Origin of the sequence: Anaeromyxobacter oryzisoli, assembly GCF_022690765.1 — a bacterium.
In the GTDB taxonomy this organism is placed as follows: Bacteria; Myxococcota; Myxococcia; order Myxococcales; family Anaeromyxobacteraceae; genus Anaeromyxobacter; species Anaeromyxobacter oryzisoli.
Genome location: NZ_JALCZA010000062.1, coordinates 15,137 through 27,115 on the forward strand (window position 1 = coordinate 15,137; position 11,979 = coordinate 27,115).

The 11,979-nt window shown below is 73.6% G+C and carries 9 protein-coding genes; 4 read left to right on the forward strand and 5 right to left on the reverse strand.

The window, feature by feature from the left end:
- Positions 1–124: 124 nt before the first annotated feature.
- Entirely contained in the window at positions 125–1,195 is a 1,071-nt protein-coding gene (locus MNZ27_RS17205) for an outer membrane beta-barrel protein (RefSeq protein WP_242395333.1), read from the forward strand.
- Here MNZ27_RS17205 and MNZ27_RS17210 read toward each other — a convergent pair.
- Genes MNZ27_RS17210 through MNZ27_RS17225 form a run of 4 tightly spaced genes read right to left on the reverse strand, consistent with a single transcriptional unit; the run spans position 1,137 to position 7,897 of the window.
- On the reverse strand, positions 1,137–4,754 hold the full coding sequence (locus tag MNZ27_RS17210) for an efflux RND transporter permease subunit (protein WP_242395334.1): 3,618 nt from the start codon (positions 4,752–4,754) through the stop codon (positions 1,137–1,139). The two genes, MNZ27_RS17205 and MNZ27_RS17210, sit on opposite strands and share 59 nt — an antisense overlap.
- On the reverse strand, positions 4,751–5,881 hold the full coding sequence (locus MNZ27_RS17215; RefSeq protein WP_242395335.1) for an efflux RND transporter periplasmic adaptor subunit: 1,131 nt from the start codon (positions 5,879–5,881) through the stop codon (positions 4,751–4,753). The genes MNZ27_RS17210 and MNZ27_RS17215 overlap by 4 nt, the downstream gene beginning before the upstream one ends.
- Entirely contained in the window at positions 5,871–7,262 is a 1,392-nt protein-coding gene (locus MNZ27_RS17220; protein WP_242395336.1) for a TolC family protein, read from the reverse strand. Before MNZ27_RS17220 ends, MNZ27_RS17215 begins: the two co-directional genes overlap by 11 nt.
- A complete protein-coding gene (locus tag MNZ27_RS17225; protein WP_242395337.1) occupies positions 7,259–7,897 on the reverse strand; it encodes a TetR/AcrR family transcriptional regulator in 639 nt (212 codons plus the stop codon). Before MNZ27_RS17225 ends, MNZ27_RS17220 begins: the two co-directional genes overlap by 4 nt.
- A gap of 118 nt (positions 7,898–8,015) precedes the next feature.
- Between MNZ27_RS17225 and MNZ27_RS17230 the strand changes: the two genes are divergently transcribed.
- From MNZ27_RS17230 to MNZ27_RS17240, 3 genes are all read left to right on the forward strand, one after another.
- Positions 8,016–9,035, forward strand: coding sequence for a Vgb family protein (locus tag MNZ27_RS17230; RefSeq protein WP_242395338.1), 1,020 nt, complete (start codon positions 8,016–8,018; stop codon positions 9,033–9,035).
- A 273-nt stretch (positions 9,036–9,308) separates the two neighbouring features.
- A complete protein-coding gene (gene hyi, locus MNZ27_RS17235; protein WP_242395339.1) occupies positions 9,309–10,103 on the forward strand; it encodes a hydroxypyruvate isomerase in 795 nt (264 codons plus the stop codon).
- Positions 10,100–10,984, forward strand: coding sequence for a 2-hydroxy-3-oxopropionate reductase (locus tag MNZ27_RS17240; RefSeq protein ID WP_242395340.1), 885 nt, complete (start codon positions 10,100–10,102; stop codon positions 10,982–10,984). The genes hyi and MNZ27_RS17240 overlap by 4 nt, the downstream gene beginning before the upstream one ends.
- A 55-nt stretch (positions 10,985–11,039) precedes the next feature.
- On the opposite strand, the gene MNZ27_RS17245 is transcribed toward MNZ27_RS17240, so the two are convergent.
- Positions 11,040–11,699: a hypothetical protein gene (locus MNZ27_RS17245; RefSeq protein ID WP_242395341.1), complete on the reverse strand. Its 660-nt coding sequence runs from the start codon at positions 11,697–11,699 to the stop codon at positions 11,040–11,042.
- Between the last annotated feature and the right edge of the window lie 280 nt (positions 11,700–11,979).

Consider the following 11,979-nt stretch of genomic DNA (forward strand, 5'->3'; position numbering starts at 1 on the left):
CGGCCAGGACGCGGGTGAGGCCCCCCTCCGCGACCGGATGGCGCACGACCTGTGCGGAGATCCCCATCGCGCCTCGGCCCGGTGCACGTTGAGCAGGTCTCGGGACGCGAGGAGGAGGATCGACGTGCCCACCAGGATCGTGGCCTGTCTCATGGTGATGTCGCTCGCGCCGCTCCCCGCCGTCTCGGAGGAAGCGCCCCAGCCCCCGCCCGCGCCGAAGTGGTACGACACGTTCGAGCTCCACGGGCTCGTCGACGCCTACTACTCGGCCAACCTGGACCAGGCGCAGGGCACGCCCAACGCGCTCCGCGCCTTCGACCTGACGAACGGCTTCCAGCTCTCGTACGCCAAGCTCATCGCGCAGCTCACGCCGCCGAAGCCGTTCTCGGCGGGGTTCCGCGCGGACGTCGGGTTCGGCCAGACCGCGAGCGTGCTGAGGTTCAAGAGCACGCCTTCGAGCGGCGACGTCGTCGTCCAGCAGGCGTTCGTGAGCTACGCGCTCCCCGGCGGCCTCGTGCTCGACGGCGGCAAGTTCGTCACCAACGCCGGCGCGGAGGTGATCGAGGCGAAGGATGACTGGCTGTACTCCCGCTCGCTCCTCTTCGCGTTCGCGATCCCGTTCACGCACACCGGGGTGCGCGCGACGATCCCGGTCCCGGGCGTGGCCGGCCTGTCGGTGATGGCGACCGTGTTCAACGGCTGGGACAACCCGCCGAAGCAGGTCGGCCCGCAGAAGACGGGCCACCTCGCGTTCCTCTATTCGGGGCCGTCCAGCACGACGCTGACGCTGAACGCGTTCTACGGCCGCAATCCGTCGGAGAACGACGAGCGTCTCCTCCTGGACGGCGTCGCCGCCAGATCGTTCGGGCCGCTCTCGCTGAACGTGAACGGCGACTACGGGCGGCTCGGCGGCGCGAGCTACTGGGGGATCTCCGCCATGGCCCGGCTCGCTTTGGCCCGGGATCGCCTCCGGGTCGGCGTCCGCGGCGAGTACCTCGACGACTCGGACGGCCTCCAGGTCGCGCCGCCGGTCGGGAACAGGTACTGGGAAGGCACGCTCGGCCTGTCCGTCCCGCTGGGCCGGAACACCGAGCTCCGCCTCGAGGGGCGCCACGACCGCGCGAGGCGGGGAGACCTCACGCCGGGTCACCGCTACCAGACGACGCTGCAGGCGGCGGCGCTGGCATGGTTCTGACGCGGTCGCCGGCCTCGCGCTCCCACCGGACGATCCGCAGGTCGCGCACGAAGACCGTGTAGAGGAGGGGAACCAGGATCAGGGTCACCGCCGTCGCGATGGTGAGCCCGCCGATCTGCGCATAGCAGAGCGGCTCCCAGAGCGGCCCGCCGTGCACTGCGAGCGGCACCAGGCCGAGGACGGTGGCGCCCACGGTGATGAGGACCGGCCGCAGCCGCACGATCCCCGCCTCGACGAGCGCGTCCTCGAGCGCGCGGCCGCGCTCGCGCGCGTCCTCGATGAAGTCGAACAGCACGATCACGTGGCTCACGATGACGCCGACGAGGCTCGCGACGCCGAGGAACGCCATGAACCCGAAGGGCTGGCGCATGAGCGCGAGCATGGCGATCGCGCCGACGACGCCGTACGGGATGGCGGCGAACACCATGAGGGGCTTCACCGCGCTGTCGAACTGGAAGACGAGCGCGAAGTAGATGAGCGCGACGGACGCGGCCATGACCAGGGCCAGCTCGCCGAACCCGCTCCGCTGCTCCTCGTACTCGCCTCCGATCTCGAGCCGGTACCCGGTCGGCAGGCGCGCCGCGACGGCGTCCAGCCCCGGTCGCGCCGCCGCGAGGACCTCGGAGGGGAGGACGCCCGTCGCGGGGTAGGCGGACACGGTGATGGTCCGGAGCTGGTTGCGGCGCTGGATCTTCGAAGCCACCAGCTCGCGCTCGAGGTGCGAGACCTGCCGCAGCGGGACGCTCTGCGGGGTGCTCCCGGAGTAGACGTACACGCTCTCGAGATCGGCGAGGCGGCCGCGGTCCTCGAGCCTGAGCCGGGCGACGATCGGGATCTGCCTGTCGCCTTCGCGATAGGTCCCGACCGGCAGCCCGGAGATCGCCGCGGTCGCCGAGCGGGCCACGTCCAGCCGGTTCACGCCCGAGAGGCCGGCGCGGTCGTCGTCCACGGCGAGCCGCACGAGGAGACCCGGCGCGCCCCAGTTGTCGCGCACGCGCGCCGCGGTGGGGACCGCGCGCAGCACCGCCGCGACCTCGCCCGCGACCTTGCGCAGCGTCGCGACGTCCTCGCCCGAGAGCCGGATCGAGACCGGGATCCCGACCGGCTTGCCGGTCTCGAGCTGACGGACGTCGATGCGCGCCCCCGGCACGCGGGCCAGCGCGGCCTGGAGCGGCCCGACGAGCTCCCGCGTGAAGTGCTTGTCGGTCACCTCGACGAGGATCTGCGCGTAGTTGAGCTGCTGCTGCTCCGGCGTGACCGAGAACCAGAACCGCGGGCCGCCCCCGCCGACGAAGGTGGTGAGGGTCCGCAGGACGTCGCGGTGCCCGTGGGCCCTCCCGAACGCGTCCGCCTCGGCGCGGATGATGCGCTCCGCCTCGGCGGCGGTCGCGTCGGTCGCGGCGAGCGGGGCGTCCTCCGGGAGCCACACCTCGACGTACGACAGGTAGGAGAGGTCCGTGGGGAAGAACTGGGTCTTCAGGCGCGAGAGCACCACCCCGCCGCCCACGAGCAGCAGCAGCGACGCGCCGAGCACGGCGAAGCGGTGGCGCAGGGCGACGGTCACCATCCGCGCGTACCAGCCCGTGAACCCGGACCGCCGCCGCTCCCCGATGGGCCGCTCCGCCCGGCGCGGCGCGCGGACGAGCCCGAACGCGACGAGCGGGATGAAGGTCATCGAGACGATCAGCGCCGCGACGAGGGTGACCGTCATCACCACGGGCAGCGCGTACAGGAAGTCGCCGACCTTCCCCGAGAGCATGAGGAAGGGCAGGTACGCGACGACGTTCGTGACGGTGGCGAAGAAGATCGCGCGGGCGAGGCGCGTCGGCCCGAGCCAGGCGGCGACCTCGCGCGGTCTCCCGCCGGCCAGCTCGCGCTCGATGGCGTCGCCGGCCACGACGGGCATGTCGACGAGGAGCCCGAGCGCGATGATGAGCGTCGCGATCGAGACCTGCTGGATGTCGATCCCGAGGAGGCGCATCGCGCCGAAGGTGATGGCGAGGGTCAGCGGGATCGAGGTCGCGACGAGGAGCGCGGAGCGCCAGCTCCAGAAGCCGACCAGCGAGACGACCACGACGAGGAGGATCGCCTCGAACAGGCTCGCCATGAAGAGCGAGACGTTCTCCTCGACCTGCCGCGGCTGGTCGCTCGTGCGGGCGATGACGAGGTCGGGGGGCAGGCTCCGGCGCACCTGCTGGAGGGCGCGCTGCACCGCATCGCCGAAGGCCGCGATCTGCTCGCCCGAGCGCATCTGGACGGCGAGGGTCACCGCCCGGCTGCGCTGCCAGCGGCCCTCGCGATCGCGCGCGACGAGGTAGTTGAGAAAGCGCGGCGGGCTCTCGTACCCGCGGGACAGGGTCGCGAGGTCGCGCAGCCGCGCCGGCGTGCCGGCGGCGGAGGCGCCGACGATGAGGTCGCCCATCGCCTCGAAGCTCCGATCGCGCACGTTCGGATCGACGACGACGTGCCGATCGCCCGTGTCGAAGACGCCTCCGGGCGCGGCGGTGTTGCGGGCGGCGAGCGCGAGGGCGAGCCGGGCGGGGGGGAGCTTGGCGGCGGCGAGCCGCTCCTGCGCGTACTCGACGAAGATGCGCTCGCCGAGCACGCCGGTGCGCGTCACCTTCGAGACGCTGGGGACGTTCTGCAGGACGCGCTGGAGCTCGTCGGTGAAGTCGTCGAGCTGCCGATAGCTGTAGAGATCGCCGGCGACCTCGGCCAGGCGGTCGGCGGCCGTCGCCGGGTCGCGCACGAGCACGGGCCCCCAGGCGTCCGGGTGCACCGACGGGTCGCCCAGCCGCTCGCGCAGGAACGTCGCCGCGTACGCGCGCAGCTGGTCGTCGGTCCGCGTGGTGGCGAAGTCGAGGCCGGTGCAGCCGGCCGCCGAGACGGGGCGGGCGTCCACGATGACGCCGTCGCGCGCGGCCTCGGCCGCGAAGAGCGAGAACGGTCGCGCGGCGTCGGCCGGCGGCACGGTCGCGGGCAGGCAATAGAACGCGCTCACGCGCGCGCCCGCCGGCGCGCCGGCGCGGACGTCCTCGACGGCGCGGCGCAGGGCGCCGCCGCGGATGCGCAGCTCGGCGGCCCCGACCTTGGGGCTCGCCACGGTGAGCATCAGCGCCGCGGTGTCGCCGAAGTCGCTCACCCACTGCACCGGGCCGGCGCCGGGCGGCAGGTCCGGGATGCGCGTCACCCGCTGGCCGATGTCCGCGAACTGCTCCACCGGGTCCTTCACGTTCTCCTGGAGGTGGACGAGCACGATGGCGACGCCGTCGCGGGTCGTGGACTCGATCTTCTCGATCTTCGTGTTGCCGGAGGCCGCCTGCTCCAGCCGCCGCGTGACGAGCTCCTCCACGCGATCGGCGGTCATCCCCGGCCACGGGCAGGCCGCGAGCGCGACCCGCACCGGGATCTCCGGGTCCTTGCGCTTCGGCATCTTCACGTAGCCGGCGACCCCCCACCCCAGCATCGCCACGAGGAGGGCCCAGGCGACCTGCCTGTGCTGGACGAAGAAGCGGGCGAGGTTGAAGCGCGCGCCCGCGCCGCCCGGCTCGGAGGTCATCGCCGCTCCGAGGGCGAGGGCACGACCTCGACGCGCTCGCCGTCGGCGACGATCGAGGCCCCGGTGGTGATCACCCGCTCGCCGGCGGCGAGGCCCCGGGTGACGGCCACCCGGTTGCCCACGACCTCGCCGAGCTCGACGGGACGGAGCCGCGCCCGGGCGGCGGCGGCGTCGCCCTCGACCACCATGACGCCGAACCGATCCGGGCCGCCCGGCGCCTGGACGAACGCGGAGAGCGGCAGCCGGGGCGTCGGATCGTGCGGCGCGCCGGTCAGCTCGACCGACGCGATCATCCCGGGCCTCCAGAGCCGGTCCGGATTCTGGATCTCCACCTCCACGTCGAAGTTGCGGGTCGAGGGATCCGCGGCGGCGGCGACGCGGCTCACCCGCGCCGTGAACCGGCGGCCGGGCAGCGCGTCCGTGGTGACGGCGACCGGCTGGCCCACCGCGACGGCCTGCAGCGCGACGTCCGGCAGGCCGAGGACCACCTTCACGCGGCTCACGTCGGCGACGACGAAGGCGGGCGTCCCCGGGCCCACGAACGCGCCGGGCTCGACGTTCTTCTTCACGACGTCCCCGTCGAGCGGGGAGGTGAGCGCGGTGTCCTGGACCGCGACGCGCGCCTCGCTCAGCCCCGCCTCGGCCGCTCCGAGCTGCGCCGCGGTCGCGTCGCGCTGGGCCTTCGCGCCCTCCAGCTCGGGCCGGGTGATGCTCTGGGTGGCCATGAGCCGGGTCGCCCGCTCGTAGTCGAGCCGCGCCTTCTCCGCCGCGGCGCGCAGCGCCACGACCTGCCCGGTCGCCTGCCGCGCCTTGTCCTGGTACTCGGCGTCGCGGAGCCGCGCCAGGACGTCGCCGCGCCGGACGCGGTCCCCCTCGCCGAGCGGGCGCGAGCTCCCGCCGCTCGCGCGCACCGTCATCACCTGGGCCACGTACCCCGGGCCCCGGAAGGCGAGCGCGACCTGCGCCGCGGGCTGGGCCACCGCGGAGTACACCACCGCGCCGCTCGCGCCCGAGGCGGACGCCACGACCTCCACCCGCACCGCCGGGGGAGGCGCGGCGGGAGCCCGTTGCCGCGAGCACGCCGCCAGCGCGCAGGTACACGCCAGGATCAGGCCGCTAGTCCTCATCGCCGATCGCCCTCTCGAGCTCCGCTGCCGCCGACCAGTAGCCCGCGAGCGCATCCGTGTAGTCGTGCCGGGCGCTCGAAAGCCGGGCCTCCGCCTCGAGGACGTCGCGGAGCATCTTCGCGTCCTCCCGGTAGCGGTTCCGGACCGTGTCGAGGCTGGCCGAGTACGCCTCCGCCTCGAGGCGCGTCGCCTCGAGCAGCGCCGCGGCGTCCCTCAGCGCCCGCCAGCGCATCCCCACCTCGACCGCGATCCGCTGCTCCGCCTCCGCTCGCCCCTCCTGCGCCTGCTCGACCATCAGCGCGCGCTCGGCGGCCTCGTGGCTCCGGCGGCCCCAGTCGAACGGCTCCCAGGTGAGGTAGAGCCCCACGTTCGCGATCTCCTCGGGGAGCACGTGGAAGTTCGCGAGCCGCGCGTACGACGCCGTGAGCGTGAGGTCCGGGATCCACGCGGCCCACGCGGCCCGGCGCGCCGTGTCCGCCTGATCCGCGCGGAGCGCGGCCGTCCGGAGCTCCGGGCGGTTGGACCGGGCGCGCGCGCGCGCCGCCTCGAGGGAGAGCGCCGCGGCGCGCGGGGCGAGGGTGGAGGGCTCGACGACGCGGAACGGGGTCGCGACGTCGCGCCCCATGAGCTGGTTCAGGTGCTCCCGCTGCGTCTCGAGCCCGCTCTCGGCCGCGGAGAGGCGCTGGCGCTCGCGCGCGAGCCGCGCCTTCACCTCGAGCGCGTCGGATCGCAGGGCGAGCCCCTCCGCCAGGTACCGGCTGGTCAGCGCGTCGACCTCATCGAAGGCGCGCACCAGGTCGCGGAGCGCCGCGACCCCCGCCTCCGTGGCGGAGAGCTGGTAGTAGGTGGTCTTCGCCTCCGCGCCGAGCCGTTGCCGCTCGCGCCGGACGTCCTCCTCGGCGACCCGCCGCTCGAGCCCCACGGCCTCGAGTCCGAGGCCGATCCGGTACTGCTGGGTGAGCGGCTGGCTCACGCTGGCCACGCCGATCCCGACGAACTCCGTCGGCACGGCCACGGGAGCGTCCGAGGCCGGGAGCGCGCCGAGCACGGGGAACGTCCCGAGCGAGCCAGCCGGGATGGTGAACTCGGCCGAGCGGAGGAGGCGCCCGCCATAGCCGTCGAAGCGCAGGCTGGGCAGGCGGCGCGTGCGCAGCGCCGCCGCGCGCTCGTCGGCCTCCTCGACCTCTCGCGCGGTGCTCGCCAGCGCGTGGTCGTGGCGCCGGACGGCGTCGATCGCCTCGTCGAGCCCGAGGAGCGGCGCGCTCGCGTCGCGGTCGTCGGCCGCGGCGGGCGTGAGAGGCGCGGCGGGCGCGCTGGGGGCGGTGGGCGGCGCGGTGAGCGTGACGGCGGCGATCGCCGCGAGGCAGGAGGCCGGGATCACGCGGCGCCCCTCCCGGCGATGCCGTCGAAGACGACGCGGTAGAGCCCCTCGAGGAAGGCCTCGTCCGTCCAGCGCCCGCGCGGACCGCGCGCCGCGACCATCGCGTCGTGCTGGAGGAAGTACCCGAGGCAGAGGGAGACGAGCGTCGTCGCGATCATCTCCGGGTTCGCGTCGGAGCGGAACGCGCCGCTCGCGACGCCGCGGCGGATGACGCCCGTGAGGAAGTCCAGCGCCGGCGCGGCGCTGGCCCGCATGATGGCGCGCCCGTGGGCGTCACCGGAGAGCAGGCCCCACGCGAGCAGGCGGGCGAAGGCGGGGTCGTCCGAGAGGAGGTGGAAGTACCACCGGACCAGCGCCGTCACCGCGGCGCGCGGGTCGGCGTGCTCGTCCTTCGAGAACGGCGGCACCGCGAGGCGGGCGGCGAGCACCTCGCGGTAGATGCCCTGCTTGTCGCCGAAGTACGCGTAGATCATCCGCTTGTTGACGCGCGCCCGCCTCGCGATCGCGTCCACGCGCGCCCCCGCGTAGCCGTCGTCGGCGAAGACCGCCGTGGCGGCGCGGAGCAGCGCCGCCCGGGTCGCCTGCGCGTCGCGCGCGCGGCCGGGGCGGTGATCCGTTCGAGCCTTGCCCGTCATTCAGTAACTCACCAGTTAGTTACGTGATGCGGCTTAGCAAGCCCGACCGCGAGGTGTCAAGGCGACCTGCGCGAGGGTGCCCGTTGCCGGCCGGCCGCGGGGATCCCAGCTGTACGGCATGGTCCGCGCCACGGCGGTCGCGATCACCGTGCTGGTGTCGCTCCACGCGAGCGCCCCTCGGAGCGCCGAGCCGGCCGCCGCGCGCCTGGAGGTCAGCATCCGCGAGTGGGAGCTGCCCAGCCCCGGGTCGCTCCCGCACGATCCCGCAGTCGGCCCGGACGGGGCGCTCTGGTACACGGCGCAGAAGGCGAACCGTATCGGCCGGCTCGATCCCGCGACCGGCCGCTTCACCGAGTACGCGCTCCCGACGCCGGACTCCGGTCCACACGGGCTCACGGCCGATCGCCACGGGAACATCTGGTACACGGCCAACTACGCCGGCCGGGTCGGCAAGCTCGATCCGAGGACCGGCCGGATCACCGAGTACCGGCTCCCCGACTCCCGGGCGGCGGACCCGCACACGCCCGCGTTCGACGCGCACGGCGTCCTCTGGTTCACGGTCCAGCGCGGAAACCTGATCGGCCGGCTGGACCCGGCCTCCGGCCACGTCGAGCTGCGCGAGGTCCCGACCCGCGATGCGCTGCCGTACGGCATCGCGATCGACCGCGAGGGGACGCCGTTCTTCTGCGAGTTCGGCACGAACAAGCTCGCCCGCGTCGATCCACGGACCCTCGGCATGCACGAGTACGAGCTCCCCCCGGGCGCGCGTCCGCGCAGGCTGGCGATCGCGCAGGACGGCTCGATCTACTACTCGGACTACGCGCGCGGCCGTCTCGGGCGCCTCGATCCGAGGACCGGCCAGGTGCGGGAGTGGGCATCTCCCGGCGGCGCCGGCGCCAGGCCTTACGGGATCGCGGTCACGCCGGACGGGGCGGTCTGGTACAGCGAGTCGGGCGTGCAGCCGAACACCATCGTCCGGTTCGATCCGAGGAAGCAGTCCTTCGCCCGCGCGGCGATCCCGTCGGGCGGCGGGGTGGTGCGCAACATGGCGGCGGCCGCGGACGGTCGCCTCTTCATCGCGTGCAGCGGAGAGAACCGGGTCGGCGTCGTGGCGCCGCTCGCGCCGAGGCCACGCTGAACGAGGGACGCACCGCCGCCCGAGCGGCGGCCCGGCGCGCGGCGGACAAGCTGGCGTGGGTGTGGCCGTGATCCGACGACGGGTCGTGGACCTGTCCCGGATCGTGGGTGTGCTCGTGCTCGCTCTCCGCGCCGGCATGGGCGTGCTCGTGGACGTGCCGGTGCACGTGCGGGTGGCTGTGCGTCGTGCCGTCCGCGTGCGTGTGCTCGTGCGAATGCGCGACGCACACGGCTCACGATGCCGGCGCCGCCGCGGGCGATTACAGGGCACCCGATGCCCCGCTTCGACGCGAACCTCTCGATGCTCTTCGGCGAGGTGGCATTCCTGGACCGGTTCGCCGCGGCGGCGGACGCGGGCTTCAGGGCGGTCGAGTTCCTGTTCCCGTACGGGTACACGAAGGACCGGCTCGGCGACGTCATCGCAGCGAGCGGTGTCGAGGTCGTCGCGTTCAACATGCCGCCGGGCGACTGGGAGGCTGGCGATCGGGGGCTCGCCTGCGATCCGCGCCGGCGAGCGGAGTTCCATGACGGCGTCGGCACCGCCATCGAGTACGCACAGGCCCTCTCCTGCCGGCGAATCCACTGCATGGCCGGCCTGCGCCCGCGCGACGTGGACGACGAGCTCGTCCGCGAGACGTACCTCTCCAACGTGTCGTTCGCGGCGCGCGAGCTCCAGGCGCGCGACGTCACCCTGCTCGTCGAGGTGATCAACCCCCGGGACGTCCCGGGCTACTACCTCGGGACGTCGCGCCAGGCCTTCGCGCTCATGGACGAGATCGCGGCCCCGAACGTCCGGTTCCAGGCGGACCTCTATCACCTGCAGATCGTCGAGGGAGACCTCTCGCACACGCTCGAGATGCGGCGCGACCGGCTCGGGCACGTGCAGATCGCGGACACGCCGGGGCGGCACGAGCCCGGAACCGGAGAGATCAACTACCCGTTCCTCTTCGGGCACCTCGACCGCATCGGGTACGCGGGGTGGGTCGGCTGCGAGTACCGGCCGCTCACGACGACCGTCGAGGGCCTCGGCTGGCTCGCGCCGTATCTCCAGGACCGGAGCACGCCATGAGCGACGTCGGCTTCATCGGACTCGGCGTGATGGGCAAGCCGATGGCCGCGAACCTGATCCAGGGCGGTCACACGCTCTACCTGCACAGCCGGAGCGGAGTCCCCGAAGCGCTGACCGCCGCCGGCGGGATCGCGTGCGCGAGCCCGCGCGAGGTCGCGGAGCGCGCCGAGGCGGTGATCACGATGCTCCCCGACACGCCCGACGTCGAGCGCGTGCTCTTCGGCTCGCCCGGCGTCGCCGAGGGGCTGACCGCCGGCAAGCTCGTCGTCGACATGAGCTCGATCTCGCCGACCGCGACGCGCGCGTTCGCGGAGCGCATCGAGCGGCTCGACTGCGAGTACGTGGACGCGCCAGTCTCGGGCGGCGCGATCGGCGCGCGCGACGGCTCGCTCACCATCATGGTCGGCGCTCGCGAGGCGGCGTTCGCGAGGGCGGGGCCGTTGCTCGCCCTCATGGGCAAGAACATCACGCACCTCGGCGAGCACGGCGCTGGACAGACGTGCAAGGTCGCGAACCAGATCATCGTCGCGCTCGCGATCGAGGCGGTCGCGGAGGCGCTCGTCTTCGTCTCCAAGGCGGGCGTCGATCCGGCGAAGGTCCGGCAAGCGCTCCTCGGCGGCTTCGCCTCGTCCCGCATCTTGGAGGTGCACGGTGAGCGGATGCTCCGCCGGAGCTTCGAGCCCGGGTTCCGCATCGAGCTGCACCAGAAGGACCTCGCGCTCGCCCTCGCGAGCGCTCGGGAGCTCGGGGTCGCGCTCCCCGGCACGGCGCTCGCCCAGGAGCTCTTCAATGCGTGCCGCGCCCGCGGCGGCGCGAGCTGGGATCACTCCGCCCTGGTCCGGGCGCTCGAGATCCTCGGAGATCACAGCCTCGGAAAGTGAGGCATCGCCGACGGGTGGCGCGGCGCTCCGGCGCCTCCAGGGGCGCCGCTCGGCGCTACCGCGGCTCGACCCCGATGATGGACTTCACGATCCACTGGTCTCCCATGCCGAGGTCGTGGCCCACGCCCACGTTCACCGCGAGGCGCGCCGGCCCCACGGGGATCTGCACGAGGTCCACGACGCCGAAGAGGCGATGGACCTGCCGCGAGGTCGGGAGCGGCGCGTCGAGCGGGCCGATGGCGCCGTAGTACTCGGCTCCGACGCCGAGGTGATCATCGACGAGCATCGCCTCCGCCTTCGCCGCCGGCTCGAGCTGCGGACGCCCCGCGAGGTTGCCTTCGAGATCGACGTCGAGGATCGGGTTGACCGAGAGATACGCAGGCCCGGCGCGCAGGTCCACGATGGGGCGAAGCTCCGCGCCGTAGCGCGACTCGGAATAGGCGCGGGGGATCGCGGAGAGCTCGCTGTTCAGCGCGACGCCGAGGTGGCCGGCGACGCGCCGGGGCAGGCGCGCCTTGAAACGCAGCTTCACGCCGCCGTAATCGTAGCGCCCGTCCGGCCGGACGGCCGTCTGCAGGTAGCCACCCACCTCTGCCCAGTCGGTCAGGCCGAGGTGAGGCTCGAACGTCAGGTGGGAGACTCGATCGGTCGGGAGGACGGGGCCGGCGGCGGTCCCCACCGAGGTCGGGCCGAAGTAGTTGGTGTGGACCTCCATCCCGGCGTGGTGGCGAGGTGCGGTGTCCGAATCGTAGACCTGGATCTCGAAGGGATCCTGCGCTCGAGCTGGCGGGGCGATCAGCCAGGGCAGGATCGAGACGAGCGCCGCCCGGACGAGGCGCGCGCGGCGGATCGCCGCCGAACGAGGATCTGTGGGTTTGCAGAAGGTAGGGACCCCGGCCGCGTGAGTTTTGCAGAAGGATTCCCCCGTCGGCGCTGAGGGTTTTGCAGAAGCATTCCCTCCCCCATCGGCGTGACCAGCCAGCCACGATGTCGCC